28 protein-coding genes, 1 pseudogene and 1 riboswitch are annotated in these 25,650 nt (G+C 73.1%); of the genes and pseudogenes, 14 read left to right on the forward strand and 15 right to left on the reverse strand.

The window, feature by feature from the left end; translation table 11 throughout:
• Nucleotides 1–16 precede the first annotated feature (16 nt).
• A complete protein-coding gene (locus tag ACQPZA_RS34650; protein WP_433276476.1) occupies nt 17–2,257 on the reverse strand; it encodes a helicase-associated domain-containing protein in 2,241 nt (746 codons plus the stop codon).
• Between the two features lie 187 nt (nt 2,258–2,444).
• Here ACQPZA_RS34650 and ACQPZA_RS34655 point away from each other — a divergent pair, with 187 nt between their 5' ends.
• Entirely contained in the window at nt 2,445–2,624 is a 180-nt protein-coding gene (locus ACQPZA_RS34655; RefSeq protein ID WP_169397040.1) for a hypothetical protein, read from the forward strand.
• Nucleotides 2,621–3,208, forward strand: a complete 588-nt coding sequence (locus ACQPZA_RS34660) for a nucleotidyltransferase family protein (RefSeq protein ID WP_433283108.1) — start codon at nt 2,621–2,623, stop codon at nt 3,206–3,208. Before ACQPZA_RS34655 ends, ACQPZA_RS34660 begins: the two co-directional genes overlap by 4 nt.
• 50 nt (nt 3,209–3,258) lie before the next feature.
• Here the strand turns inward: ACQPZA_RS34660 and ACQPZA_RS34665 are convergent, their stop codons facing one another.
• The gene (locus ACQPZA_RS34665) at nt 3,259–3,858 is read right to left on the reverse strand and encodes a transglycosylase family protein (protein WP_433276478.1); all 600 of its coding nucleotides are present in this window, start codon (nt 3,856–3,858) and stop codon (nt 3,259–3,261) included.
• Nucleotides 3,859–4,269: 411 nt separating this feature from the next.
• On the opposite strand from ACQPZA_RS34665, the gene moaC reads away from it, so the two are divergent.
• Together moaC and ACQPZA_RS34675 are read left to right on the forward strand one after the other, a co-directional pair.
• The gene (gene moaC / locus ACQPZA_RS34670) at nt 4,270–4,749 is read left to right on the forward strand and encodes a cyclic pyranopterin monophosphate synthase MoaC (protein WP_169397037.1); all 480 of its coding nucleotides are present in this window, start codon (nt 4,270–4,272) and stop codon (nt 4,747–4,749) included.
• Nucleotides 4,746–5,671, forward strand: a pseudogene (locus ACQPZA_RS34675) (molybdenum cofactor biosynthesis protein MoaE). Before moaC ends, ACQPZA_RS34675 begins: the two are co-directional and overlap by 4 nt.
• A 63-nt stretch (nt 5,672–5,734) precedes the next feature.
• Here the strand turns inward: ACQPZA_RS34675 and ACQPZA_RS34680 are convergent.
• Nucleotides 5,735–6,409 (reverse strand): transglycosylase family protein, encoded by a 675-nt coding sequence (locus ACQPZA_RS34680; RefSeq protein ID WP_246266543.1) that lies wholly within the window; start codon nt 6,407–6,409, stop codon nt 5,735–5,737.
• 503 nt (nt 6,410–6,912) lie between these two features.
• Between ACQPZA_RS34680 and ACQPZA_RS34685 the strand changes: the two genes are divergently transcribed.
• From ACQPZA_RS34685 to ACQPZA_RS34695, 3 genes are read left to right on the forward strand one after another with little or no spacing between them, the layout of a single operon-like run.
• Complete coding sequence (locus ACQPZA_RS34685) at nt 6,913–7,812, forward strand: AAA family ATPase (RefSeq protein ID WP_169397034.1); 900 nt, start codon at nt 6,913–6,915, stop codon at nt 7,810–7,812.
• A gap of 3 nt (nt 7,813–7,815) precedes the next feature.
• Nucleotides 7,816–8,949 carry a vWA domain-containing protein gene (locus tag ACQPZA_RS34690; RefSeq protein WP_169397033.1) on the forward strand — a complete coding sequence of 378 codons (1,134 nt, stop codon included), beginning with the start codon at nt 7,816–7,818 and terminating at the stop codon, nt 8,947–8,949.
• Nucleotides 8,942–10,054: an XdhC family protein gene (locus ACQPZA_RS34695; RefSeq protein WP_169397032.1), complete on the forward strand. Its 1,113-nt coding sequence runs from the start codon at nt 8,942–8,944 to the stop codon at nt 10,052–10,054. Before ACQPZA_RS34690 ends, ACQPZA_RS34695 begins: the two co-directional genes overlap by 8 nt.
• A gap of 16 nt (nt 10,055–10,070) precedes the next feature.
• Here the strand turns inward: ACQPZA_RS34695 and ACQPZA_RS34700 are convergent, their stop codons facing one another.
• Entirely contained in the window at nt 10,071–10,772 is a 702-nt protein-coding gene (locus ACQPZA_RS34700) for an ArsR/SmtB family transcription factor (RefSeq protein ID WP_433276482.1), read from the reverse strand.
• Nucleotides 10,773–10,836: 64 nt separating this feature from the next.
• On the opposite strand from ACQPZA_RS34700, the gene ACQPZA_RS34705 reads away from it, so the two are divergent.
• Both ACQPZA_RS34705 and ACQPZA_RS34710 read left to right on the forward strand, forming a co-directional pair.
• Nucleotides 10,837–11,631 carry an isocitrate lyase/PEP mutase family protein gene (locus ACQPZA_RS34705; RefSeq protein ID WP_433276484.1) on the forward strand — a complete coding sequence of 265 codons (795 nt, stop codon included), beginning with the start codon at nt 10,837–10,839 and terminating at the stop codon, nt 11,629–11,631.
• A gap of 253 nt (nt 11,632–11,884) precedes the next feature.
• Nucleotides 11,885–12,496, forward strand: coding sequence for a hypothetical protein (locus ACQPZA_RS34710; RefSeq protein WP_433276486.1), 612 nt, complete (start codon nt 11,885–11,887; stop codon nt 12,494–12,496).
• Nucleotides 12,497–12,510: 14 nt separating this feature from the next.
• On the opposite strand, the gene ACQPZA_RS34715 is transcribed toward ACQPZA_RS34710, so the two are convergent.
• On the reverse strand, nt 12,511–13,380 hold the full coding sequence (locus tag ACQPZA_RS34715; RefSeq protein ID WP_433276489.1) for a GerMN domain-containing protein: 870 nt from the start codon (nt 13,378–13,380) through the stop codon (nt 12,511–12,513).
• A gap of 98 nt (nt 13,381–13,478) precedes the next feature.
• Between ACQPZA_RS34715 and ACQPZA_RS34720 the strand changes: the two genes are divergently transcribed.
• Nucleotides 13,479–14,018: a gamma carbonic anhydrase family protein gene (locus tag ACQPZA_RS34720; protein WP_433276491.1), complete on the forward strand. Its 540-nt coding sequence runs from the start codon at nt 13,479–13,481 to the stop codon at nt 14,016–14,018.
• Nucleotides 14,019–14,024: 6 nt separating this feature from the next.
• On the forward strand, nt 14,025–14,153 hold the full coding sequence (locus ACQPZA_RS34725; protein WP_433283110.1) for a VOC family protein: 129 nt from the start codon (nt 14,025–14,027) through the stop codon (nt 14,151–14,153).
• 9 nt (nt 14,154–14,162) lie between these two features.
• Here the strand turns inward: ACQPZA_RS34725 and ACQPZA_RS34730 are convergent, their stop codons facing one another.
• From ACQPZA_RS34730 to thiO, 3 genes are all read right to left on the reverse strand, one after another.
• Nucleotides 14,163–14,960, reverse strand: a complete 798-nt coding sequence (locus tag ACQPZA_RS34730) for a thiazole synthase (RefSeq protein WP_433276494.1) — start codon at nt 14,958–14,960, stop codon at nt 14,163–14,165.
• A gap of 2 nt (nt 14,961–14,962) precedes the next feature.
• Entirely contained in the window at nt 14,963–15,163 is a 201-nt protein-coding gene (gene thiS, locus ACQPZA_RS34735; RefSeq protein WP_433276497.1) for a sulfur carrier protein ThiS, read from the reverse strand.
• Complete coding sequence (thiO, locus tag ACQPZA_RS34740) at nt 15,141–16,310, reverse strand: glycine oxidase ThiO (protein ID WP_433276500.1); 1,170 nt, start codon at nt 16,308–16,310, stop codon at nt 15,141–15,143. The genes thiS and thiO overlap by 23 nt, the downstream gene beginning before the upstream one ends.
• Nucleotides 16,302–16,408, reverse strand: a riboswitch (TPP riboswitch). (Overlaps the previous gene by 9 nt.)
• Before the next feature lie 47 nt (nt 16,409–16,455).
• Here thiO and thiE point away from each other — a divergent pair.
• A complete protein-coding gene (gene thiE / locus ACQPZA_RS34745) occupies nt 16,456–17,124 on the forward strand; it encodes a thiamine phosphate synthase (RefSeq protein WP_433276503.1) in 669 nt (222 codons plus the stop codon).
• A 77-nt stretch (nt 17,125–17,201) separates the two neighbouring features.
• Here thiE and ACQPZA_RS34750 read toward each other — a convergent pair whose 3' ends face one another.
• Both ACQPZA_RS34750 and ACQPZA_RS34755 read right to left on the reverse strand, forming a co-directional pair.
• Entirely contained in the window at nt 17,202–18,131 is a 930-nt protein-coding gene (locus ACQPZA_RS34750; RefSeq protein ID WP_433276505.1) for a hypothetical protein, read from the reverse strand.
• Nucleotides 18,132–18,388: 257 nt separating this feature from the next.
• On the reverse strand, nt 18,389–19,072 hold the full coding sequence (locus tag ACQPZA_RS34755) for a DUF3159 domain-containing protein (protein WP_312859599.1): 684 nt from the start codon (nt 19,070–19,072) through the stop codon (nt 18,389–18,391).
• Nucleotides 19,073–19,232: 160 nt separating this feature from the next.
• On the opposite strand from ACQPZA_RS34755, the gene ACQPZA_RS34760 reads away from it, so the two are divergent.
• Nucleotides 19,233–20,015 carry an SGNH/GDSL hydrolase family protein gene (locus tag ACQPZA_RS34760; protein WP_433276508.1) on the forward strand — a complete coding sequence of 261 codons (783 nt, stop codon included), beginning with the start codon at nt 19,233–19,235 and terminating at the stop codon, nt 20,013–20,015.
• A gap of 9 nt (nt 20,016–20,024) precedes the next feature.
• On the opposite strand, the gene thpD is transcribed toward ACQPZA_RS34760, so the two are convergent.
• The 4 genes from thpD to ectA are packed head-to-tail and all read right to left on the reverse strand — an operon-like array spanning nt 20,025 to nt 23,073.
• The gene (thpD, locus tag ACQPZA_RS34765; protein ID WP_433276510.1) at nt 20,025–20,930 is read right to left on the reverse strand and encodes an ectoine hydroxylase; all 906 of its coding nucleotides are present in this window, start codon (nt 20,928–20,930) and stop codon (nt 20,025–20,027) included.
• Complete coding sequence (locus ACQPZA_RS34770; protein ID WP_433276513.1) at nt 20,930–21,337, reverse strand: ectoine synthase; 408 nt, start codon at nt 21,335–21,337, stop codon at nt 20,930–20,932. The genes thpD and ACQPZA_RS34770 overlap by 1 nt, the downstream gene beginning before the upstream one ends.
• Nucleotides 21,334–22,596, reverse strand: coding sequence for a diaminobutyrate--2-oxoglutarate transaminase (gene ectB, locus ACQPZA_RS34775; protein WP_433276515.1), 1,263 nt, complete (start codon nt 22,594–22,596; stop codon nt 21,334–21,336). Before ectB ends, ACQPZA_RS34770 begins: the two co-directional genes overlap by 4 nt.
• A gap of 18 nt (nt 22,597–22,614) precedes the next feature.
• Nucleotides 22,615–23,073 (reverse strand): diaminobutyrate acetyltransferase, encoded by a 459-nt coding sequence (ectA, locus tag ACQPZA_RS34780; protein ID WP_433276517.1) that lies wholly within the window; start codon nt 23,071–23,073, stop codon nt 22,615–22,617.
• A 340-nt stretch (nt 23,074–23,413) separates the two neighbouring features.
• Here ectA and ACQPZA_RS34785 point away from each other — a divergent pair, with 340 nt between their 5' ends.
• Nucleotides 23,414–24,199, forward strand: coding sequence for an SDR family NAD(P)-dependent oxidoreductase (locus ACQPZA_RS34785; RefSeq protein ID WP_433276519.1), 786 nt, complete (start codon nt 23,414–23,416; stop codon nt 24,197–24,199).
• A 6-nt stretch (nt 24,200–24,205) separates the two neighbouring features.
• Here the strand turns inward: ACQPZA_RS34785 and ACQPZA_RS34790 are convergent, their stop codons facing one another.
• The gene (locus tag ACQPZA_RS34790; RefSeq protein WP_433276521.1) at nt 24,206–25,636 is read right to left on the reverse strand and encodes an FAD-binding oxidoreductase; all 1,431 of its coding nucleotides are present in this window, start codon (nt 25,634–25,636) and stop codon (nt 24,206–24,208) included.
• Between the last annotated feature and the right edge of the window lie 14 nt (nt 25,637–25,650).

The following is a 25,650-nucleotide window of genomic DNA, read 5'->3' on the forward strand; positions in this document are numbered from 1 at the left end:
CTGGGCGTGAGAGCGCTCAGGAGTCGTTCGACGAGCTCTCGACCATCGCGATGCTGGTGATCCTGTGCAGTGGCACGCGGTGCAGGCCGCCCTCCACCGTGTCGCGGCCCTCCACCACACCGCCGCCCACGCTCGTCGGTTCCAGCACCCGCTCGCCGGCCACACCGTGCCCGTCGACGAACCCGATCCAGACGCGCTGCCGGGCAGCGGCGGCCGAGCGCAGCAGGTCGGGGATGCCACCGTTGGCCCGGGTCCCGGCGTCGCGGCGCACGCCGGCCAGCGCGTCCCCGGCGCGCATCCGGGACACGAGCGCGGCGAGCTGCTCACCGCCGGGTTCGGGCGGCGAGCCGGTCCGTCCGGGCGCGCGCCGGCGCGGCGCGGTCCGTCTGCCCTTGTCGGTCAGGTCGAGCACGGCACCGCCGGTGTCCTCGGCGGCCGGGCTGAAACCGGCGGCGCGCAGTCCGTCCAGCAGCTCCACGAGCGACAGCGGGGAGACCACCACCGTGGGCGCGATCCGGCGCAGCTCCAGGGCCGCGCTGTCGGGGTGGGCGAGCACCTCGCTGATGAGCACGGCGTCGTCGGAGCGCAGGAACGAGGACGCCACGCCCCCGCGCAGCCGTCCGTGCCGGCGCGCGACGTCGTCGATGAGGTAGGTCAGGCCCTGCGGCACGGGGGTGGCCGAGCGCTTCGCGAGCAGCTCGTGCAGCTCGTCGGCCGTGCGGCCGGCGTCGAGCGCACGGCGGATGGTGGCGTCGGTGAAGCGGAAGACGGTGGCCCCGCCCGCTGACTCGACCTCGGCCACCAGCACCAGCTCCGCGGCGAGCTCGGGCTGGAGCGGGCCGGGTGCCACGGCGGTCAGATCGGCCTGCAGGAGCACGTGGTCGACAGGCTCGGGCAGGGTGGCACGCAGGGCGCCCACCAGCCCGTCCGGCTTGTCGAGGAGTACCCGCCCCGGCGTGGAGATCGCATCCAGGGCGACCACGCCGAGCACGGTGGCCTCGGTGAGCACCCAGCCCACCACCTCGTCGCGGAGCCGACCGCCGCGGCGCGGGGCGCGCCAGGCGAGTACATCGCGCAGCGCGGCCGGCGACCCGGGCGCCGTGCCCGGACGCAGCTCGGCCAGCCCGGCGAGCACCCGGCGCCGGTCCCGCGGGGCCAGCGGGCGCCGGACGGACTCGGACAGGGCCGCGATCACGCGTCCGGCGTCGTCCTTGCGGCCCACCAGTCCGGGGAGCCGCGGGAGGTCCAGCCAGGTGCGGGCGATCAGCGACCAGCGCAGCTCGGGACCGCCTGCCGCCCACACGTCGGCGTTGGTGGTGGGCACCCAGTCCGGTGCCACGCCGTCGCTCTCCCCGATGAGGTCGGCCGCCACCGCCAGCTCCACGAGCAGGGCCGCCACGGTCTCGTCGACGTCCATCTCCTTGGCCGCCCGGCGCAGCTCCCGCACTCCCAGGCCGCCGGAGCGCAGCACTGCCGGTGGCGTCCGGCCCCAGAAGCCGATGAGGAGCTCCAGCTGGCGGAGCACGCCCAGCGCGGCCCCTCCCGCGGTGCGGTCGACGACGTCGGCGCCGCGCTTCCTGGCCCCGATGTCCGGCGGGCTGACGTCCACGGTGCCGAGCGGCCGGTCGCCCCTCAGTGCCAGCCCCACCTGCCGCGGCAGCTCGACCGTCTCGGCGTCGACGCGCACGAGCAGCCCGCGGGCCAGCAACCTGCCGACCGCGCTGTCCGGGTCCGACCCAGCGCGGCTGCGCCCGATCGGCGGTCCGGCCGCCAGCGCGTCCAGCACCCGGCGCTCGTCGGGAGACACCGCCGCGAGCATCCCGGGCAGCTCCGACGACCCCGCGAGGCCCGCCGTCTCCCGACCGAGCCCACCGGGATGGCGCGGCACCACGTCGAGCGCGGCGGGGACGAGGGACAGCTCGTCGTCGGGCCCCCACACCAGTGCGCGCTCACGCAGCGCCGCCAGCGGCCCGCTGAGCGCCGCGCCGGGCACGTCGGGACCGAGCAGCCGGCGTACCTCGGCGAGCGGGACCGGCGCGCTGTCCGCGCCCGCGACGACGAGCGCCTCGAGGATGATGAGCGTGACCCGGTCGAGGTCGTCGCACGCGCGGTGGACGGACGCCCGGATGCCGGCCCGGGTGGCGAGCACGGTGAGGTCCGCCGGGGGCGGCACGGCCAGGTCCGGACGCAGCCGGAGCAGAACCGCGAGAGTCTCGTCGTCCTGGGCGCGCAACCAGTCGACCAGCGGAGTGGGCATCGCCTCCACGGTAGTCGGCGCCCGTTGCACGACGCCCCTCGTGTACCGCACCTGATCGTCAGGACGACAGTGGGGTGCTGCGACGGGTTCGGATGTGGTCCGAAGTGGTCCGTACCTGACCTCGTCCCTCACCACGCGGTCCGGTACGGGATAATCGGCCGCGACGCCCGACCCCGAGGAGGACACCGTGGCCAAGGCCGCCCGTGAGGGCCGGATCGACCCGACGTGGCCGGAGCTGCCCGACGGCGAACATCCGGTGAGCGAGCTCGCCAGTCCCCGGCAGGGCTCCCTGTCGCCGTTCGGCGACGTGGAGTTCCCGCTCGATGAGGTGCCGTACGTGCACCCCGTCACGGAGATCAACAGATAAGCGTCCCCGCCGGCCTGCTGCTCGCGGCAGGTGCCGGGCGCCGGATGGGCAGGCCCAAGGCGCTGGTCGAGCTGGGCGGCGAGCCTCTCGTCCGGCGAGCGCTGCGGGTGCTCGCCGACGGCGGTTGCGCGCCGCTGGTCGTGGTGCTCGGCGCGGAGGCCACAGCGGTGGCCGACCTCGTCCCGTCCGGCGTTCACGTCGCGGTGGCGCAGGGGTGGGCGGAGGGCATGGGTGCTTCGCTACGCACCGGGCTCGCCGCGCTGGAGGAGCTCGACCCCGTTCCCGACGCCGCGCTCGTCCACCTGGTGGACCTGCCGGGGGTCACGGCGGCCGCCGTGGCCCGGATCGGGGCCCGGGCCACGCCCGACGTCCTGCTGCGGGCCGCCTACTCCGGGCACCCGGCCCACCCCGTCCTGATCGGACGGTCACACTGGGCCGGGGTGCGCGCTGCGGCGACCGGCGACGCCGGAGCCCGCGGCTACCTGGCCGGGCACCCCGATCTCGCTCTGGTGGAGTGCGGGGACCTGGCCGACCCCGACGACGTCGACACTCCCGAGCAGCTGGCTCGCTACCGGTCCTGCTGACCCGCGCCCGGCCCCGTCGCCGGAGGTCGGCTGCGGGTCAGCAGGCGGGATCACAGGGTGATGTGCTGCCCGGGGGAGATCTTGTGCGGGTTCCCGGCGAGCCCGGGGTTCTTGTTCACCAGGGTCTTCCAGCCACCGGCGACGCCGTGCCGGCTCGCGATCGACGACAGGGTGTCCCCGCGCTGCACGACGTACGTGCCGCTCGTGGCAGCAGGGGCGGCGGGAGCGCTGAGCCGCACCTGCTGGGCGGGGGCGCTGCGCTGGGTGGCCGCCTCGCCGACGGCTCCGGCCTTGCGGGAGCAGACGGGCCATGCGCCCCAGCCCTGCTTGGCCAGCACGCGCTCGGCGACGACGATCTGCTGAGCGCGGCTGGCCTGGTACGCCACCGGGGCGAACTCGGCACCGCCGAAACCTCTCCAGGTGCTCGGCGAGAACTGCAGTCCGCCGTGGTAGCCGTTGCCGGTGTTGATGTCCCACCGGCCGCCGCTCTCGCACTGGGCGACACGGTCCCACGTGCTGTCGGTCGCCGCGTGAGCCACCGGGGTGGCGATCACGAGTGGTGCTCCTGCGACGGCTCCGGCTAGTGCGGTGCGGGCGATGGTCCGCCCGGTCGTGGTGGGGGCACGGTGACGGCCGCGGTAGCGCGCCATGGGTGTATCTCCGTGCGCTGCGCACAGACGTCCGCCGGGGAGCTGGCGGGGCGGCAGAGGGGCTGCCACCACGGTCCGTTCCTGTCCCGCGCTTCGTGAGGCAACGGGGAGCCGGGACCGCCGGACAGGGGAGCGCTGCGGTTCCGGGGCCTTCAGAACCTGGGGAGTTCCGGAGGGCCGCGGAGAACGCTACGTCCGTCCGGGCCGGGAGCAAACACAGCGCGCGGAGCGGCACGCGCCCCGATCGTGTACTCCGAACGGCCCAGTGGGACAGAATTGTGGCTGCTCACCATCCCCGGATGATCAACGTTCGAGATCATCGGAGGTTGCTTCACGGTGATGCAGATCACCCCCATGTGCTCGCCTCCGCGCCTTGCGGCGTCGGCTCCGCCCACGCCGTAGGGTTCGGGTGTGGAGCTGACCCACGTCGACACGGCAGGCGCCGCCCGCATGGTGGACGTCACCGACAAGGAACCCACCGCGCGCACGGCGGTCGCCACCGGCACGTTGCGCACCACCGCCGAGGTGGTGGAACTGCTGCGCCGCGACGGCCTGCCGAAGGGCGACGCGCTCGCCACCGCGCGGATCGCCGGGATCATGGGAGCCAAGCGCACCCCCGACCTCGTGCCGCTCTGCCACCCGATCGCCTTGAGCGGGGTGGTGCTCGACCTCGAGCCGGACGGGGCGGAGGTGCGGATCCGGGCCACCGTGCGCACCACCGACCGCACCGGCGTCGAGATGGAGGCGCTCACCGCCGTCGCCGTGGCCGGGCTGGCCCTGCACGACATGGTCAAGGCCGTCGACCCTGCCGCGGTCCTCGACGGCGTGCGGGTGGAGCGGAAGGACGGCGGCAAGACGGGTACCTGGACGCGTCCGGAGGACCGCACGTGAGCGCTCCCGGCCGCCGCGCCCGCGTGGTGACGGCGTCGAACCGGGCCGCCGCGGGCGTCTACGCCGACACCGGGGGCCCGCTCATCGTCGACTGGCTGCGCGAGCGGGGGTTCGAGACCCCGGACCCGTCCGTGGTGCCCGACGGCGAACCGGTCGGCGACGCCCTGCGGGCAGCCGTCGCGGACGGGGTCGACGTGGTGATCACCACCGGTGGCACCGGCATCTCACCCACCGACGCGACACCGGAGGTGACCCGCGGGATCCTGGACTACGAGGTGCCCGGCCTGGCCGACGCGATCCGGGCCGCCGGAGCGCCGAAGGTGCCCACGGCGGTGCTCTCCCGGGGGCTCAGCGGGGTCGCGGGACGCACGCTCGTCGTGAACCTGCCCGGATCGACGGGTGGGGTCCGCGACGGCCTGTCGGTACTCGCCGAGGTGCTGGAGCACGCGGTGGACCAGCTTCGAGGAGGCGATCATCGATGACGGAAGCAACGACCCGAGCGGTAGTCCTGCGGGCTGCCGTCGGAGAGTCGCCGCTCGACGTGGCGGAGCACGCCGCGCTCGTCGACCAGGCCGCCGCAGGCGCCGTGGTGACGTTCGCCGGCGTGGTGCGTGACCACGACGGCGGCCGGGCCGTGCGCGGCCTGGAGTACAGCGCTCACCCGAGCGCGGAGAAGGTCGTGGCCGAGGTGGCCGCCGACATCGCTGCGCGCGCGACGGGCGTGCGGGCGATCGCGGTGAGCCACCGGGTCGGCCGACTCGAGATCGGGGACGTCGCACTCGCCTGCGCCGTTGCCGCCGACCATCGGCGGGAGGCCTTCGAGACCTGCGCCGAACTGGTCGAGGAGGTGAAGCGGCTGCTGCCCGTCTGGAAGCACCAGGCGTTCACCGACGGCACCGACGAGTGGGTCGGCTCGACCTGAGGGCTGTGGCCGCGCGTGGGTACGGAGCCGCGCAGAGCCGCTCCGTACCCGCGCACGGGCGCATCAGTGCAGGTCGAGCTGCTGGCCGATCCGCAGGACGTTCGGGTTGTGCAGAACGTCGGTGTTGCGGTCGAACAGTGCGTGCCAGCCGCCGGGAAGGCGACGCTCCGCGGCGATCTTGCTGAGCGTGTCGCCCTTGACGACGGTGTAGTCCGCGCCGTTCTTGGCGAGGTGCGGGGCCGCGACCCTTTCCACCCGTGCCGGCGCCTTGGCCTGTGCCTTCGCCTTGGCCTTCGCCGGAGCCGCCGCCTTTGCCGGGGCCTTCACGGCAATGGGCTCGGAGACCCGGATCTGGGAGGCGTTGCCGCGCACACCGGTCTTGCGCGAGCAGGACGGCCATGCGTTCCAGCCCTGCGCCGCCAGCACCCGCTCAGCGACAGCAATCTGCTGCTGCCGGCTCGCCTGGTGCGGCATACCCGCGCCACCGTAGGCCCGCCAGGTCGTGGGGTTGAACTGCAGGCCACCGTAGTAGCCGTTTCCGGTGTTGATCTTCCAGTTACCGCCACTCTCGCACTGGGCAAGCTTGTCCCAGGCGGAGTCGGGGGCGGCATTGGCGGTGCCTGCAACAGCGAACGGGACACCAACCGCGACTGCGCCGGCGAGAGCCAGACGCAGGAGACTTCGGCCCTTGCGGGAAACAGGTCGAGAAGTCATTTCTTTGTTCTCCATTCGCACCATCGAGGAGAACGTGCTCGTCAGCGGGCAGGGGGTTCGACCCGGCGAGCAGCTCCCTGCCATCTCGTCAAAGCCTGGGGCGACTTCTCCGAAATGGCGTCCTCGGCCCTGTCCCGTCTCCATCTCGACGGACCGGAACCGCGGGACAGGACCCTGGTGCGACAGCTCCGGATGTATTCCGATCGGCCCTCTCGGAACGACCGGCCGTAGACGTTACGAGGCACCCTCGGGAAATCGTCAAACCCCAGATGGGTGACCGAGGTCACGAGAAGCAACGGACACGGGTGGCAATATCCATATCTCTGCAGGTCAGAGCACCAATCGATTACGGGCGCATCACGGCGGATCGATTACAATCAAACCGGAAGTATTGTTGGTTCGGCAGTAGATCGGCCGGTCACAGCGAGTAGCGAAGGTCCCGCAACTCGGCCGGATCCACCCCCGCCGGGGCTCCCGTGTCCTCACCCGCGGTGGCTAGGGCTCCCCGGTTCAGTCATGCTGGATCCGTGACCGATCGCCCGAACGCCACGGGTTCCCCCACTGAGCTGGCGGCTGCCCTGCGCACCACCGGCTACCTCGCAGACGACGGCATCGCCACGGCCGCGTTCCTGGCCGTGCAGATGAACCGGCCCCTGTTCTGCGAAGGCGAGCCGGGTACCGGTAAGACCGCACTGGCCCATGCGCTCGCGCAGGTGTTCGGAGCCGAGCTCATCCGGTTGCAGTGCCACGAGGGCATCGACGCGGCCCAGGCCCTGTACGACTGGGACTTCCCCCGCCAGTTGCTGCACCTGCGCGCACTCGAGGCCGCGGCGAGCGCCACCGGTGAGACGCTCGACGCCGACGCGGTGGAGGCATCCCTGTACGACCCGCGCTTCCTGCTCGCCCGGCCGATCCTGCGCGCTCTGCAGACCACTCCGAGTGTGTTGCTGATCGACGAGATCGACCGCGCCGACGACGAGTTCGAGGCATTCCTACTCGAGGTGCTCACCGAACACGCCGTCACCATTCCCGAGATCGGCGAGGTCAGGGCGAAGGTGCCGCCGGTGGTCGTCCTCACGTCCAACCGCACGCGCGAGGTGCACGACGCACTCAAGCGGCGCTGCCTCTACATCTGGCTCGACCACCCCGATCTGCAGCGCGAGATCGAGATCCTGCACTCCCGGCTACCCGGCCTGCCCGAGCGGCTCGCCGCGCAGGTGGCAGGGGCCGTCCAGCAGCTGCGCCGGGCCGACCTGCTCAAGCCGCCCGGGGTGGCCGAGACGATCGACTGGGCCCGCGCCCTGCAGCTCGTCGGCGCCCGGCACCTCGACGTCGACAGCGCCGCCGCGACGCTCGGCGCCGTCCTCAAGTACCGCGAGGACGCCGACCGCGTCCGCAAGCAGCTCGACACCCTGCTCGCCTCCTGAGCCATGACCGCGTCCACGCCAGCGCCGACCGACGACCCGGTCCCGGGTCTGGTGGGTTTCACGGTCGTGCTCCGCAACGCGGGGCTCGCGATCACCACCGACCGGGTGGCCGCGTTCCTCGCCGCGCTCGACGCGCTCGACGTCACCAGCCGGACGCAGACCTACTGGGCCGGTCGGCTCACCCTCTGCTCCGACCCCGACGACCTGCCGCGCTACGACCGCGCGTTCGAGGACTGGTTCACCCCGCCGCCGGGGGGCCGCACCGACATCACCGACCACCGCAAGCCGCCACCGCCCACGCTCGCCGCACTCACCCCGGACAACACCGACGGTGAGAGCGACGACGACGGGCAGGAGCCACAGATCCGGGCCCGCGCCAGTGGTGCCGAGGTACTGCGCAACCGCGACCTCGCCGAGCTCACACCGGCCGAGCGCGAACACCTGCGCACGCTGCTGGCCCTGCTGCAGCCCGAGCTGCCGCGGCGCAGGTCCCGCCGGATGCGACCGTCCCGGCACGGCGGCACCGACGCCCGGGCCACCCTGCGCGCCACCCTGCACAACCAGGGTGAGCTGCGCGAGCTGCGCCGTCGCGACCATTCCCGGCGGCCCCGCAAGATCGTGCTGCTCGTCGACGTCTCGGGTTCCATGGAGCCCTACGCCGACGCGCTGCTCCGCTTCGCCCACGTCGTCGTGCGCCGGTCACCCGGCGCCGTGGAGGTGTTCACCCTCGGCACGCGGCTCACCCGCGTCACCCGGGAGCTGCAGATGCGCGACGCCGAACGCGCGCTGGCCGCCACGGGCAAGGCGATCCCCGACTGGTCGGGCGGCACCCGGCTCGGCGAGGTGCTGCAGGCGTTCGTCGACCGGTGGGGGCAGCGCGGTGCGGCCAGGCGCGCCGTCGTCGTGGTCTTCTCCGACGGCTGGGAACGCGGCGGCACGGAGCTGCTCTCCCAGCAGATGGCGCGGCTGCGCAGGCTCGCCCACCGGTTGGTCTGGGTGAACCCCCACGCGGGCAAGGAGGGCTACGCGCCGGTACAGGGCGGAATAGTCGCGGCCCTTCCGTACTTGGACGATCTGTTGGCCGGGCACAGCCTCGCCACTCTGCAACAACTGCTCGAGGTGGTTCGCAATGCGTGACGTAGTTCGCCAGCTCGAAGACTGGTGGGACAAGGGCGAGCCGGCAGCGCTCGCCACCGTGGTCGGAACGTACAGTTCCGCTCCACGTCAGCCTGGCGCGTCGATGCTGGTCGGGCCGGGTGGCGAAGCGGTCGGCAGCGTCTCCGGCGGCTGCGTCGAGGGCGCGGTCTACGAGCTCGGGCAGCAGGTGCTGTCCGACGGGCGGCCCATCCTGCAGCGCTACGGCGTGTCCGACGACGACGCCTTCGCCGTCGGGCTCACGTGCGGCGGGATCATCGACATCTTCGTCGAGAAGGTCGACCCCGAGCAGTACGCACAGCTGGGCGCGGTGGCCGAGGCGATCCGCGACGAGTCGCCGGTCGCGGTGGCCACCGTGGTGTCCGGCCCCGCCGAGCGGCTCGGCACCCGGCTGATCGTGTGGCCCGACCGAACCGATGGCGGCACCGGCTCCGCCCGGCTCGACGACGCCATCCGCGACGACGCCCGCGGGCTGCTCGACGCGGGGCGCAACGCGATGCTGCACTACGGCGTCGACGGGCAGCGTCGCGGCGAGGGCCTCGACGTGTTCGTCGAGTCGTTCGCCCCGCCGCCCCGGATGATCGTCTTCGGTGCGATCGACTTCGCGGCCGCGGTCGCGAAGATCGGCAGCTTCCTCGGCTTCCGGGTCACCGTGTGCGACGCGCGTCCCGTCTTCGCCACGGCGTCGCGCTTCCCCGGTGCCAACGAGGTCGTCGTGGAGTGGCCGCACCGCTACCTCGCCGCCGAGGCAGAGGCCGGGCGGATCGACGCCAGGACCGCGCTGTGCGTCCTCACCCACGACCCGAAGTTCGACGTGCCGCTGCTCGAGGTGGCCCTGCGGCTGCCGGAGGTCGGCTACATCGGGGCGATGGGCTCGCGGCGCACGCACGAGGACCGGCTGGAGCGCCTGCGTGAGGTCGGGGTGACCGAGGCCGAGATCGAGCGCATGTCGTCGCCCATCGGGCTCGACCTGGGCGCCCGTACGCCGGAGGAGACGGCCGTGTCGATCGCTGCGGAGATGATCGCCCTGCACTGGGGCGGCGCCGGTTCCCGCCTGGCCGAGCGCCAGGGACCCATCCACGTCTGACCGCGCGGCCTGTCCGTCAGGTTGGCGCGGCGGCGGGGAGCGTGACGCCGAGCAGGTCGGACAGCGCACGCGTGCCCGACGGGGTCAGCCGGACGGCGCGCCCATCGCCCCTGCCCGCGATCCAGCCGTTGTGCTGCATCCTGGATCGCAGGTGGGCGCCGGCCTGCCCTGCCAGGTGGGACCGCCGCTCGGTCCAGTCGAGGCACGCACGCGCGACCGGACGACGTGATGGGGCCGGCACGAAGCCCAGCTCGGCACGGAACCAGGCCATCCCGTCCGTGGTGAGGGCGAACCCGCCGGTGAGATCGAGAAGCCCGCGCTCACCGAGCGCGGTGGTGATCGCCACCCCGAGCCGCCCGGCGAGGTGGTCGTAACAGGTTCGGCCCCAGGCGAGGGCGGCCGTCGTCGCCACCGCTCGCAGGCCGACCGGCTCCGTTCCCCGTGGGGCGGCGTGAGCGCCCAGGTCCTCCAGGAGCTGCGCCACCTCCGGGGCGGCGAGCTGGACGTACCGGTGCCTGCCCTGGCGGCGCTCCACCAGCAGGCCGCCCGCCACGAGGCGCCCGAGGTGCTCGCTGGCCGTGGAGGGGGCCACGCCGGCGAGCGCGGCCAGCTCCCCGGCCGTCCATGCGCGCCCGTCCAGCAGCGCGAGACAGAACTGCGCGCGCGTCCGGTCGGCGAGCAACGCGGCGAGGTCGGCGAGAGCGGCACCGGTCGTCATCCCCCGATCCTGCCGCGCCGACGTTTCGGCGGCCGCCGAACCGAGGGCGTCCTACCGTGCCCGCATGACGAGGTTCCACGACCTGCACCATGGCGCTGACCCGCTGCTGTTGCCCAACGCCTGGGACGTCGCCTCGGCCGCTGCGCTCGCCGAGGCCGGGTTCGCGGCCGTCGGCACGACCAGCCTCGGCGTCGCCGCGGCTCACGGGCTGCCCGACGCGGCAGGCCTCGCGCGCACCGAGACGCTCACGCTGGTCCGGAGGCTGGTGGCGCTGCCCGTGCCCGTCACCGTGGACCTCGAAGCAGGGTTCAGCGACGACCCGTCCGAGGTGGCGGACCTGGCCGCCGAGCTGGCCTCGATCGGAGTCGCCGGGATCAACCTCGAGGACGGCAGGCCGGGCGACGTCCTGGCCGACGTCAGTACGCAGGTGCGGCTGCTGCAGGCCGTCAAGCAGCGGGCTCCCGGCCTGTTCCTCAACGCCCGCACCGACACGCACTGGTTCGATCCGGCGGCCCCGGTCCACGAGGCGGTGCGGCGGGGCCGGGCTTATGCCGGGGCCGACGCCGACGGCGTGTTCGTGCCGGGGCTCGCCGCACCGGACGACGTCCGCGCCCTCGTCGCCGGAGTGGACCGGCCCGTGAACCTGCTGCACCTCCCCGGCCGCACCAGCGTGCGCGAGCTGGCGGCCCTGGGGGTACGGCGCATCAGCACGGGCTCGCTGCTGTTCCGGGCGGCCGTCGGAGCCGCGGTCGCGGCCGCGGAGGCCGTGCGCGACGACCGGCCGCTCGACGCGGGCACGCCCACCTACGCCGACATCCAGCGCCGCTCCTCCGCCCTCCGGGGCCGGCCTGAGCAGTGATCGTCGCGAGATCCACCGATCCGCCCTCACGAGGGCGCACGGGCCGACCTCGGAAGGATCATGTCGAGACTCGCACCCCGAGCCCGCGGGGAAGGGCGACTCGCGAGCCCGAAGCGGGCGACTCGCGAGCCGGAAACGGGCGACTCGCGCGCCCGAAGCGGGCGACTCGCGCATCCAGGGCGGGCGACTCGCGTGTGGGGAACGGGCGACTCGCCGGGGGGCGCGGAACGGGCGGCTCGTACGCTGCGCCGCCATGCGGTTCTACGCCGAACGTCCGGCGCGGGTAGTGCTCCAACTGCTGGCGGACCTGCTCGCAGTCGGATGGCTGGTGGTGTGTGTCCTGGCCGCGCAGGCGGCCCGCGAGCTCATCCTGGGCCTGCAGGGGCCCGCACAGACGATGGTCGACGCCGGGGGCACCATCCGCGGCGCCTTCGACGAGGCGGCGCGGACCGCCCAGCAGGTGCCGTTCGTCGGGGACGACCTCGCCCGCGGGCTGAGCAGCGGCACCGGGGCGGGCGACGCGCTGGCGACGGCCGGCCGGGAGCAGCTGGAGACGGTCGCGACCGTCGCGCTCGGCACGGCGGTCGGGATCGTGGTGCTGGGGGCGCTGCCGGTGCTGTTCGTGTGGCTGCCGCTGCGCCTGCGGTACGCGCGGGCGGCCCGGTCGGCCGTGGCGGTGCGCTCCGTCGACTCCGATCTCCTGGCCCTGCGCGCGATGACCCGGCTGCCGGTCCGGCGCCTGCTCAAGGTCTCCCCCGACCCCGCTGCGGCCTGGCGGCGCGACGACCGGGCCGTCGTGCACGGGCTCGCGGCGCTGGAGCTGCGGAGTCTGGGGCTGAAGACCCCGAAGACCCCACCGGACTGACGTGCCGGGGGCGCCTATCCGCGGACGGTCACCGACTTGTCGTCGGTCAGAACGGGGCGTCCCTCGCCGCCGGACACGTCGTCCTCCAGCACCCGCACGACGTAGTCACCGGGCGCCAGGGCCACCGTGAAGGCGAACGGGGCGAACCGCTGGCCCTCGCTGGTGCTCGTGACGCCCGACCGCACCACGGCGCCGTCACGCAGCACCTGCCACAGCACCGTCGCCTCGAACACCGCGGCCTCGCCGGTCACCTCGACCTCGCGCCCGACCACCGCGCCGTCGGCGGGCCCGTCGATCTGGACGAGGGAGCGGAGCGCGTAGTCGTCGCCGCGGCGCACCGGCTCGGCCGTCGGCACCGTTCCCCACAGGCGCGCCACCGGCTTGCCGTCCACCAGGATCCGCACGGGGTCGGCGGACTGCAGCGCGCCCTGCACCGTGAACACGAGCTGCTGCACGGTGAGCTCCGCGAGCTCGGGGCTCGGCGGAGCACCGTCCGCCCCCGCCAGGTCGACGACGATCGTGGCGCCCTCGACGCGCACGGGCGTGCGCAGCGTGGTGCCGGACGGCCAGTACGAGTGGTAGTCGGGGTCGGTGCCGGTGGGCTCGGCCAGCATCTCGCGCACGGCGGCACTCGCCCGGTCGTCCGACGGGACGCGGTGGAACTCCCGCTGCAACCGCGGGCCGGCCGGGGTGTCCGCCACGTAGTAGACCGGCACCGCGGCCGTCTCACCGGCCGTGGAGCCCGCCGGTGGGGTCGACCGGACGGTGGGCACGGGCTCGGGCAGCACGGCGCCAGGCGGCGGACCCGACGGCCCGGACTCGGCACCGCAGCCGGCGAGCACCACCGCGAGGACGGCCAGGACCGGGCCACGTCGTGCGATCATCGCCGAGCACCTCCCCACGGTCGGCCACCACGGTGCCCGGCAGGGAGACGGTCCACCGAGCGACGCGCCGGACGCACCCGGGTGGCACGCTGCGGGCCATGCCGCTGTTCTCCTTCGAGGGCCTGTCCCCGACCGTGCACCCGGACGCGTTCATCGCCCCCACCGCCACGCTGGTCGGCGATGTGCGCGTCGAGGCCCACGCATCGATCTGGTACAACGCGGTGCTCCGCGCCGACTTCGGTCCCATCATCATCCGCGAGGGCGCGAACGTGCAGGACGGCTGTGTGCTGCACGGCGGCAATGATCCCATCACGGAGGTCGGCGCGGGTGCGACGATCGGGCATCTTTGCGTGGTGCACGGGTGCGTGATCGGCCCCGAGGCGCTGATCGGCAACGGCTCCACCATCCAGGACGGCGCCCGCATCGGGGCGCGCTGCCTCGTGGGAGCGGGCGCCACCGTCGCCCCCAACACGGTGGTGCCCGACGAGACCCTCGTGCTGGACACGGTCAGCCGGGAGAAGGGCCCACTGACGCAGTCGGCCCGCTGGTGGGTGGAGGGCAACCCGGGCATCTACCAGGAGCTCGCCCGGCGGCATCGCGCCGGCGTGGAAGCGGTCGTGCCGATGCTCGAGGGCTGACGCACGCTGCCGTCATCGTGCCGGCGTGCGCGTCCGGCTGGGGCCATCCGCAGCGGAGGTGTGGTCACCGACGCCCACGGCTCGTTCCAGGTGATGCTCGACCCCGAGGGCAACGAGTTCTGCTTCGTGGAGTGAGCGACGGCCTCAGCCGGGGTCCGGGTCCGGGGAGGAGGCCTGCGCCCAGTAGCGCCGCGGGATGCGGCCCGCTCCCCGCGCGGCGCGTCCCGCCTCCACCGCCAGCCGCATCGCGTGCGCCATCCGCTCGGGGTCTCCTGCCCGCGTGACCGCCGTGGCGAGCAGCACGGCGTCACAGCCCAGCTCCATCGCCAGCGCGGCCTCCGAGGCCGTGCCGATGCCGGCGTCGAGCACGACCGGCACCGAGGCGGCGGCCACGATCATCTCGATGTTGTGCGGGTTGCGGATGCCCAGCCCGGTGCCGATCGGCGAACCCAGCGGCATCACCGCGGCGCAGCCCGCCTGTTCCAGCTTGCGTGCCAGCACCGGGTCGTCGTTGGTGTAGGGCAGCACCGTGAAGCCGTCGTCGACGAGTTGCTCCGCGGCGTCCAGCAGCTCGATCGGGTCGGGCAGGAGCGTGCGTTCGTCGGCCACCACCTCGAGCTTCACGAGGTCGGTCTCCAGCGCCTCCCGCGCGAGCCGCGCGGTGAGCACGGCCTCCGCCGCGGTGCGGCAGCCCGCGGTGTTGGGCAGCACCTCGATGCCCAGGCGACGCAACAGGTCGAGCACGCCCGTGCCGGTGGCCGCGTCGATCCGCCGCATCGCCACGGTGGTCAGGGAGGTGCCGGACGCGACGAGCGCGCGTTCCAGGATCTCCAGGTTGGCCGCACCACCGGTCCCCATGATCAGCCGGGACGGGATCTTCCGTCCACCGATCACCAGGACGTCGCCGTCGACGTCCGAGCGTGTCACGGGCTCTCCGATCATCGTCATCCTCCCTGCACCGCCGTCAGGACCTCGATACGGGCGCCGTCGGCCAGTCGAGTGTCCGCCCAACCGGCCCGCGGCACGACCTCGCCGTCCACCGCGACCGCCACGCCACTGCTCGGCGCGCCCAGCTCGGTGAGCGCGTCGAGCACGCTCGCGCCAGCGCCCAGCTCGCGCTGGTCACCGTTGATCCACACGTGCACGTGCTACCTCCTCGGGGTGCTGATGCGCTCCGCGAAATCGGTGCGGGTCGGCCGCACGCACCGACTCGGGGACGGGACGGCCGTGCAGGAGCGCCAGCACGGCGTCGGCTGTGACCGGGGCGAGCAGCATCCCGTTGCGGTGGTGGCCGGTGGCGACGAGCAGTCCCTCCGGACCCACGGCGCCGACCAGCGGCAGGTTGTCCGGGCTGCCGGGCCGCAGCCCGGCCGCGCTCTCCACCAGTGCGTACTCGGCGATGCCCGGGAGCACCCGCTCCGCGTCACGCAGCAGGTCGCGCACACCGCCGACGGTGACCTCGGTGTCGAACCCGGTCTCGGCCTGCGTGGCCCCGATGACGAGGCCGCCGCCGTCGCGCGGCACGGCGTAGACCGGACGGCCGTCCACGAGCGCCCGTACGGTGCGGCTCGGCGCCGGGAACGCGCCTGCGCGGTGGGCCAGCCGAAGGATCTCGCCCTTCACCGGGCGCACCAGCCCGCGCAGCACCGGGTGCAGCGTGGCGGAGTGGGCGCCCGCGCTGACGAGCACGAGGTCGGACGGGAGCTCGGCCCCGTCGGTGCGCACACCCGTGACGCGCGTCCCGTCGTCGAGGACGGCCCGTGCGGCACTCTCGACGACGGTGGCCCCGGCGCGCTCGGCGGCGGCCCGCAGGGCGGCGAGCAACATGCGGTTGTCGACCGCGAGGTCGTCGGGTACCGACAGGCCACCGCGGACGTCCGGTCCCAATGCGGGCTCCAGGCGCCGCAGCTCGCGGCCGGAGAGCCGCTCGACGGCACGGCCGAGCCGCGCCAGGTAGCCCGCCAGGGTGTCCAGCTCGGCGCGGTCGCCTGCCCCGGTGGCGACCACGACGGTGCCTTCGGTGCGCAGCCCGGCGGGGCGGCCCGCGGCGGCGGCGACCTCCTCGGCGAAGCCGGGCCAGCGGCGCACGGACTCGACGCCGAGCTCCAGCAGCGCCTCCTCGCCCGGCCACGCCTCGGTGACCGGTGCGAGCATCCCGCCCGCCACCCAGGACGCCCCGGAGGCGGGCGCCGGGTCGAGCAGCGTGACCTGCAGGCCGGCAGCCGCGGCTCGCCAGGCGCAGGACAGGCCGATCACCCCTGCGCCGATCACCGTCAACCGTGAGTTCGTCATCTCCCCGCTCCCTGCGCCGGCATGACCCGGATCAGGTTCGACGGTCGGGATCTCCGGATCCCCTCTCAGCCCGCTGCCGGGCTCCCGTGCGTCACCTGTGGTTCACAGTACGCGCCGCGTCCGGTGCCGCGTAGGGTCGGTTACCGTGCCCGGATTCGACGGAGACGCCCTGCGCGCGCGGTTGGCCGACGCGCGCCTCTACCTCTGCACCGACGCGCGGCGCCGCACCGGCGACCTCGCCCGGTTCGCCGACGCGGCGCTCTCAGGTGGTGTCGACATCGTCCAGCTACGCGACAAGGGCGCCGACGGCGCGCTGGAGGCCCGCGAGGAGCTCGCGGCGCTGGAGGTGCTCGCCGAGGCCTGCGCCCGGCACGGCGCGCTGCTCGCGGTGAACGACCGGGCGGACGTGGCCCTCGCCGCGGGCGCCGATGTGCTGCACCTCGGCCAGGACGACCTGCCCGTCGCCTGGGCCCGCAAGATCGTGGGCGACGACGTGGTGGTCGGGCGTTCGTCGCACAGTGCGGACGAGACCGCGACGGCCGCACAGGAGGCGGGCGTGGACTACTTCTGCGTCGGCCCGTGCTGGCCCACGCCGACCAAGCCGGGCCGGCCGGCACCGGGGCTCGATCTGGTGCGGACGGTGGCTGGCCGGTCGCCGTCGCGGCCGTGGTTCGCCATCGGCGGCATCGACGAGGCCCGGCTCGACGAGGTGCTGGCCGCCGGTGCCGACCGCGTCGTCGTCGTGCGGGCGATCACGCAGGCCGAGGACCCGCGAGCGGCCGCCGCCACGCTGGCGGCCCGCCTCCGCGCCTGACCGTCCTCGCAGACCGGCTGCCGTCCTCGCAGACTCCGTAGCCTCTGCGACGAGGCCGCGGGGTCTGCGAGGAGCGGTCAGTTGTTCTCGCCGCCGGGTACCGGGACCAGCGGGGTCGGGACCGCGCCGCCGTTGTTGCCCGAGCTGTCGCCGCCCGATCGGTTGTTCCCGGAGCCGTCGTTCGCCGAGCCGCCGGTTCCCGAGCCACCGGTCCCGGAGCCTCCGGTCCCGGTCCCGCCGTTTCCGGAGCCCCCGGTCCCGGAGCCGCCGTCCCGGAGGTCGCCGGAGTCGCCGCCGGGTGCGGCGGGGCGGGAGGTGGCGCTGCCCCCGTCGTCCGGGTCGTTAGAGGAGTTCGTGCCGCTGCTGTCCTGACCGGCGCCGGGAGCGTTGCTCGGGTCGGTGCTGGGGTCGGCGCTCGTGGTCGGGGTGGGCGTCGGCTCCGGCGTCGGGGTCGGCTCGACCCGCTCCTCCTTGTGCCGGGGCTCGTGGTTGCCCTCGATCACCCGGCCGACGGACGTCCCGGACTGGCCCGAGGTGAGGGTGGATCCCTTCGCCCACTCCACCCCCGTGATCGCGAGCAGGCCGAGCACGAAGACGAGCACGGTCGCCCCCGTCCAGAGGACGAACCGGTGCCGCGGGGACCGCGCCGCAACGACGGGCTGGACGCCCGGCTGGACGCCCGGTCCGACGCGGAGATGGGTGGTGGCCGCCTCGGGCGAGATGCGCGGCATCGGCATGGTGATCTCGGCGGCCCGCTCCTCCACCGCGTCCATGCCGCGGCCACGGGTGAAACGGATGCGGGCTGCGATCTTGTCCCGGGTGCGGTCAAGTGACTGCTGGTAGAGGGTGGCGGCCACGGTGCTCGCGACCGAGCCGAGCGCGGCACCGGTCACCGTGCCCGCTGCGCCGAAGAAGGACCCGAGCACCGCGCTCGTCGCCGCAGCCCCGGCGCCCGCCAGCACCTTGTTGAGGGTGAGGTCGACCCCGCCCTTCGGCTGCGTCTGCACCGTCGCCTGGGTGGTGGGGGTGGTGGGTGGGCTGACCCTGGTCGGAGGCGTTCGAGGCCGGGGGGGCGTGCGCTGCGCCGGTATCCGCACCGGGGGCGTGTGCCGTGCGCCGGGGCGGGAGTGGTCGGGACGGGGGGCGCTGGGGAACTGAGGCATGGCTCCTGTCGGCGATCACATCTTCGGGCTGTCGAACGTCCATGATTTTCAACGCTCCGGGCGTCTGAATCGCTCCGGATGGCGACCGTTGGTGACCGCCTTCACGTCGACGGTCGGGAACCCTCCGCGCCGTCCTCCGGATGGCGCAGTCCGCGGTGTCCCGGCGGCAGCGCCGAACGGAGCACCGGCCAGGACAGCGCGACGCACAGCGCCACGAGCGGCCAGGTGAGCACCGACCGCGCGATGCCCAGTGCGACCACGGCGTCGGCGAGGTACAACGGCACGAACACCGCGAGCCGCACGAGGTACTGGCCCACCCAGACCCAGCTGGCCCGCTGGTAGCCGCGCAGCAGGTCCGGGTCGCGGCGCCACCGGGTGCGCTGGCCGAGCGCGGTGCCCACCACCACCCCGAGCAGCGGCCACCTGATCACGATCGACACGGCCCACACGAGCGCGCTCGCCGCGTTGGACACGATCTGAACCAGGAAGAAGTCGACAGCGCGCCCGGTGTAGAGCGCCACCAGCGCCGCCACCGCCACGCCGAGCAGGCCCAGTAGCACGGCACGCGGCCGCTTGCCGCCGAGCATGCGCACCACGCCGATGACCGCGGCCGCGAGCACGGCCGCGCCACCGGCCCAGGCCACCGGCGAGGCCCACGCCACGGCGTCGGCGATCGTGAACGCCAGTACGAACGCGACGACCGGAACGGTCGCGTCCACCGCCGCGCCGTGGCCACCGAGGATCTCCGCCAGCGAGGCGTCGGGGTTCGGTTTGCGACGAGCCACGAAGTCAGGGTGCCCTATCTCAGCCCTCGTGAGTGCTTCATGTCGTTGTACACACAGCACATCACCCGGCGGACGGTGGCGCGGATCGCCGGTCCTGGGTGATATTGGAGCGATCTGCACCCGTCGAGAGGGTGAAGCGGACCTTAACGAAGGGCGTGACGTGGCAGTCAACAGTTTCGTGGCGCTCGGTGACAGCTTCACAGAAGGCCTGGACGACTGGCGGGCGGACGGCACGCCGCGCGGCTGGGCCGACCGCGTCGCGGAGCGGATGGGCGCCAGCAGGCCGGGGTTCCGCTACGCCAACCTCGCCGTGCGCGGCAAGCTGCTCGACCAGATCGTCGACGACCAGCTTCCCGTGGCCGAACGCCTGCGCCCCGACATGATCGCGTTCTGTGCCGGTGGCAACGACATCATCCGCTTCACCTGCGACACCGACGACCTCGCGCGCCGGTTCGACTCCGCGCTGGAGCGGGTCACCGCCACCGGAGCGCAGGTTCTCGTCTTCACCGGCTTCGACCTTGGCCGGATGCACCCGATCATCCGCCGCCTGCGCGGCCGGGTGGCCTGCTACAACGAGCTCATGCGGGCCAGCGCCGAGCGCCACGGCAGCACGGTCGTCGACCTCTGGGGCATGGCTCCGCTGGCGGATCCCCGCACGTGGGGCAGGGACCGGCTGCATCTCACCGCCGAGGGGCACCGCCGCGTCGCGCTGCGCGTGCTGGAGACGCTCGGCGAGCCCGTCGTCGAGGACTGGCGCGCGCCGCTGCCGGCCGCCGTCCCCGCGCCGTGGCGGCACCGCCAGCGCGAGGACCTGGTCTGGATGCGCGACTTCGTCATGCCCTACGTCCGGAGGCGGATGCGCGGTCACCGCACCGGCGAGGGGTTCGTGCCCAAGCGCCCCGACCTGCTGCCCCTCGACGGCGGCGGTCAGCCCGCTCTGTGACGCCCGCGCTCAGCGCGGGATCGGCGTGATCTCCCGGGCCGCGATGTAGGACGGCCGGGGTGCCGGCGCCGCGAACGGCTCGGTCAGCCCGTTGTCCACGCTGTTGAACACCACGAAGATGTTCGACCGCGCGTACGGGGTGATGTTGTCGGCCGAGCCGTGCATGCAGTTGGAGTCGAACAGCGTTGCCGACCCGGCCGGGCCTGTCAGCATGGCGATGCCGTGCCGGTCGGCGAGGGTGGTGAGGCTCTCCGGGTCGGGGGTGCCGATCTCCTGCTCGCGCAGCGACTCCTTGTAGTGGTCGGCCGGTGTCTCGCCGACACACGCGACGAACGTGCGGTGCGAGCCGGGCATGATCATCAGGCAGCCGTTGTGCGGATGGTTCTCGGTGAGGGCGATGGACATGCTCACCGCTCGCGGTGCCGGCATCCCGTCCTCGGCGTGCCAGGTCTCGAAGTCGGAGTGCCAGTAGAAGCCGCCCCCGCCGAACCCGGGCTTGTAGTTGATGCGGCTCTGGTGGACGTAGACGTCCGAGCCCAGGATCTGGCGGGCCCGGCCGGCCACCCGCTCGTCGGCGACGAGCGCGGCCACGGCGTCGCTGATCCGGTGCACCTCGAAGACGGAGCGCACCTGCCGCGAGCTCTTCTCGACGATCGTGCGCTCGTCCTCGCGGATCCGCGGGTCCGTGGCCAGCCGGTCGAGCTCGGCGCTGTACGCGGCCACCTCGTCGGGGGTGAGCAGCTCCGGCACGGTGACGAAGCCGTCGCGGTCGTGGGCGGCGAGCTCGTCGGACGACAGGGGGCCGGGCACCCTGGTACCGCCCCAGACGGTGGGTTCGACGCGTTCGATCAGCGAGGGCCGGTCCGCCACGCGGGTGGGGTAGCGGTCGGCCGTGGTCGTGTCGAGCAACGTCATCAGGAAGCCTCCTCCTCCGCGGCCGGGACGATCAGCGGGTACACGCCGTTCTCGTCGTGGACCTCGCGCCCCGTCACGGGCGGGTTGAACACACACACCGTGCGCATCCGCGTCCGCGGTCGCAGCTGGTGGCGTTCGTTGCCGTTGAGCACGTAGACCGATCCCGGCTGCAGCCGGTGGGTCACGTCGTTGTCCTTGTCGTACAGCTCGCCCTCGCCCTCGATGACCCAGACGGCCTCGATGTGGTGGGCGTACCAGAAGTCGTTGACCGAGCCGGCGTCGAGCACGGTCTCGTGCAGTGAGAAGCCGACCCCGTCACCCGCGAGCACGATCCGCTTGCTGCGCCAGTGCTCGGTGCGGATGTCTCGTTCGGTGTCGGTGATCTCCTCCAGGGTGCGCACGATCATGCCGCCGTCCCCTCGAGCGTGACCCCGACCGACTCGCGTACCACGGTCAGGCCCTCCTCCAGCTCGGCGTCCGTGATGGTCAGCGGCGGCATGATCTTCATGACCTCGTCCGACGGCCCCGCCGTCTCCATCAGCAGCCCGCGCTCGAACGCCGCGGCGCAGGTCTTGGCCGCCAGCCCGGGCTGCGCGAAACACAGGCCCCTGGCCAGCCCCCGGCCCTTGGGTACGAGCGTGCCGTCACGCGCTGTGCCGGCCAGCTCCTCGAGTGTGTCGTGTATTCGCTCGCCCTTCGCGAGCGTGGAACGCTCCATGACGTCATCGGACCAGAACTCGCGCAGCGCCGCAGCGGCGGTGACGAATGCGAGGTTGTTGCCCCGGAAGGTGCCGTTGTGCTCGCCGGGACCCCATTGGTCGTACTCGGGTTTGATCAATGTGAGCGCCATGGGCAGGCCGTAGCCGCTGATCGACTTCGACAGGCAGACGATGTCGGGCTGGATTCCGGCGATCTCGAAGGAGAAGAAGGGGCCGGTCCGCCCCACCCCCATCTGCACGTCGTCGACGATCAGCAGGATCTCGTGCCGGTGGCACAGGTCGGCGAGGCCCTGCAGCCATTCCACCCTGGCCGGGTTGATGCCACCCTCGCCCTGAACGGTCTCGACGATGACGGCGGCCGGCTCGTTGAGGCCGCTGCCGGCGTCGCCCAGTAGGCGGTCCAGCCATAGGAAGTCGGGCACCGTGCCGTCGAAGTAGTTGTCGAACGGCATGGGCGTGGCGTGCACGAGGGGGATTCCGGCGCCGCCGCGCTTCATGGAGTTGCCGGTGACCGAGAGCGCGCCGAGGGTCATCCCGTGGAAGGCGTTCGTGAAGTTGATGACCGACTCGCGGCCGGTGATCTTGCGAGCCAGCTTCAGCGCCGACTCGACGGTGTTGGCCCCGGTCGGCCCGGGGAACTGCACCTTGTAGTCGAGCCCGCGCGGTCTCAGCACGAGCTCCTCGAATGTGTGCAGGAACTCACCCTTGGCCAGGGTGTACATGTCGAGACCGTGCGTGACGCCGTCCCGGCGGAGGTACTCCAGCAACGGCTCCTTCAGCTGCGGCGGGTTGTGCCCGTAGTTGAGAGCACCGGCGCCGGCGAAGAAGTCCAGGTAGGAGCGGCCGTCGACGTCATTCAGGCGTGCACCCTTCGCGGTGTCGAACACCACCGGCCAGTTGCGGCAGTAGCTCCGGACCTCGGACTCCAGATCGTCGAAGACGGTCATTACTCCTCATCCCTCGTCCTAGGGGTTTCGACGCCCGACCGGACCGATCCTGAACAGGATCTCGGGTTCGTGAGAAGCCCCGAGAAGCTCGGGGCCGAACAGTTCGCTGCGCCGGATGTCGGCGCGGTTCCGGTCGGCGAACGCAGTGAACAAAGCGATCGATCCCGAATTGTCGGGCGTGATCGTGGCTTCGAGATGGTCGGCGTCGGGCACGGCGCCGAAGAGGGCGTCGAGCATCGCCGCGCCCAATCCGCAGCCACGGGCCTCCTCGGCCACCGCGACCTGCCAGACGACGAGTGTGTGCAGCTCGTCCGGACGCCGGTAACCGGTGACGAAACCGATGACCGCGTCGCCCGCTTTCGCGACGATCGACGTCGCGGCGAAGTCCCGGAACCACAGTAGATACGCGTAGCGCGAGTTGACGTCGAGCACCCGGGTATTCGCGGCGAGCCGCCAGCAATCGACTCCGTCGTCCACGTCCGGGCGACAGATCGTCACCCCTCCAGGGCCTCCGACGGCGGCAGCTGAGGGCGTAGCAGGTGCAGCCATGTTGCAGGAAGGTAACAGCGACGCATGCTGATCGCCGACGATGCGGCAACCCGAGCCTCTGCTCCGTCGCCCCGGATCATGAATCCGGTCACGCAGAGGTTTGGCCTGCCGCCGATCGGGTAGGTCCGCCGCCTTCCTGCTCACTGCGTGTTTCGACGGGTCCTCGGGCGGCGGGTGCCATTGCTGCATCCGAGCGCACATCACGGATTTGCAACATCGGTCACAGTGTCCCGCGGTGGCCGGTTCGTCCGGTCCTAGGGTGGTGCGGGTGACGAGGAGCGACGCGGCCCGTTCCTATGTCGTCACAGGTGGCGGTCGCGGCGTCGGACGAGCGGTGGTCGAGCGGCTCCTGCGCGACGGCGGCCACGTCGTCGCCGTCGAGTTCGATCCCGCGGCCACGGGCTGGCTCGCCGGGAACCCCGCCGCGGTCGGGGTCGTCGGCGACGCCGGTGACGAGGCGGTGGCCGAGCACGCCGCCGACCGCGCGGAGGAGCTCGCCCCGCTCGCCGGCTGGGTCAACAACGCCGCGGTGTTCCGCGACGCCTCCCTCCACAGCTCACCGGCGAGTCACGTTCTCGACCTGGTGGCGGCCAACCTCGCACCGGCCGTGGTCGGCTGCACCGTCGCCGTCCGGCGCTTCCTCGCGGCCGGCACCGGCGGGGCGATCGTCAACGTGTCCTCCCATCAGGCCGGGCGCGCGGTACCCGGCTGCACGCCGTACGTCACCGCGAAAGCCGGGATCGAAGGGCTGACGCGGGCCGCCGCGGTCGAGTACGGGCCCCGCGGGGTGCGGGTGAACGCGGTGGCACTGGGCTCGGTCACCACCGAGCGGTACACGGCCCTGCTGCGCGAGCTCGGGCCGGCCGCGGCCGCCCGGGTGGAGGAGGAGATGCGCCTCCTGCACCCCGTCGGGCGGGTCGGCAGGCCGGACGAGGTCGCCGCCACCATCGCCCACCTCCTGTCCGACGAGTCGAGCTTCGTCACCGGTGCCACCGTCCCGGTCGACGGCGGGCGCTCGGTGCTCGCGCGCGACCCCGAGGCGTACGACGTGTGACACGCCCTACGGCGTGGGCACGATGTTGTTGTTCACCTGAAACAGGTTCTCCGGGTCGTACACCGCCTTGATCTGCCCGAGGCGTCGCAGGTTGCGCCCGAACGCGCTGTCCACCCCCGCCTGCACCGGTTCGTCGGCGAGGCCGGTGAAGTTCAGGAAGACGTTGCCGTTGCCGAACTTGCCCAGCTCCTCCCACGCGGCGCGGCCCCAGGCGATCGCCGAGGCGTCCTGCGCCGGGTCGGTCCACATCGTGTCCACCGACACCATGAACGGGGAGGACCGTTCCGCGAAGGCGGTCTCCTCCGGCCCCACGGCATGCACGGCACCGCCGATGTGGAAGGTGTTGACCAGGGTCTGCGGGGCGGGCCGGTCGAGCGCCCGCCCGGCGATGGCGTCGACGGCGTCGTCGGTGAGCTCGTCGAGGTACTGCGACTTCCAGTACGCGCGCAGCGTCCGGCGCGGGAAGATCGGGTCCAACGCCGCCTGCACCACGGAGTACGGCATCGGCTGGGACATGTCGAACAGCGGCGTGCCCAGCTCGCGCAGGGGCTGCATGACCCGCATGCCCTCGTCCGGGTTCCCGGAGTACACCCCGCCGACGATCGCGACCGGCCGGTCGTGGACCACGTCGGGCATCCCGGGAGCGGCGGGGAACGTCATCGTGACGATGAACGAGGTGACCGCGTCGGGTGTGGAGACGACGTGGTCCCGCCACCGGCGCTCGACGTCCGCGAGGTCCTCGAGCGGGTAGAACGTGCCGGCGAACGCCACCACCGGGCCCAGCGGGTGCAGGCGGAAGGTGAACGACGTGACGATCCCGAAGTTGCCCCCGCCCCCGCGGATGGCCCAGTACAGGTCGGGGTGGGTGCCGGCGGAAGCCGTGCGGATCGTGCCGTCGGCGCACACCACCTGCGCCGCCACGACGTTGTCGCAGGACAGCCCGTGCCGGTTCTGGAGGTGCCCGTAGCCCCCGCCCACCGTCAGCCCGGCCACGCCCGTCTCGGAGACCCGGCCCAGCGGGGTGGCCAGGCCGAAGGCCTGCGTCTCGCGATCGACGTCACCGAGCAGGGCTCCGGCCTGCACCCGCACCAGCCGGCGGTCGGGATCGACCTGCACGCCCCGCATCGCGGAGAGGTCGACGAGCATGCCGTCGCGGGCCGTCGAGAACCCGGCCACCGAATGGCCGCCGCCGCGGACCGCCAGCAGCAGCCCGTGGTCGCGGGCGAAGTTCACCGCGTCCACGACGTCGGCGGTTCCGGAGCAGCGGGCCGACACCGCGGGCCGGTCCGCGTGCATCGCGTTCCACACCTCGCACGGCTCGGCCGCGGCCGCCGGGTCCTCGGCCGTGACGAGCGAACCCCTCAGCCGGGACATCAGCTCGGTCACGGCGGCGTCCGGCAGATGTTCCTGCGAGCCATCACGGGTGGCGACGTCCATGGGTTCGGCCCCTT

It is taken from the genome of Pseudonocardia xinjiangensis (assembly GCF_050948425.1).
Classification (GTDB): Bacteria; Actinomycetota; Actinomycetes; order Mycobacteriales; family Pseudonocardiaceae; genus Pseudonocardia; species Pseudonocardia xinjiangensis.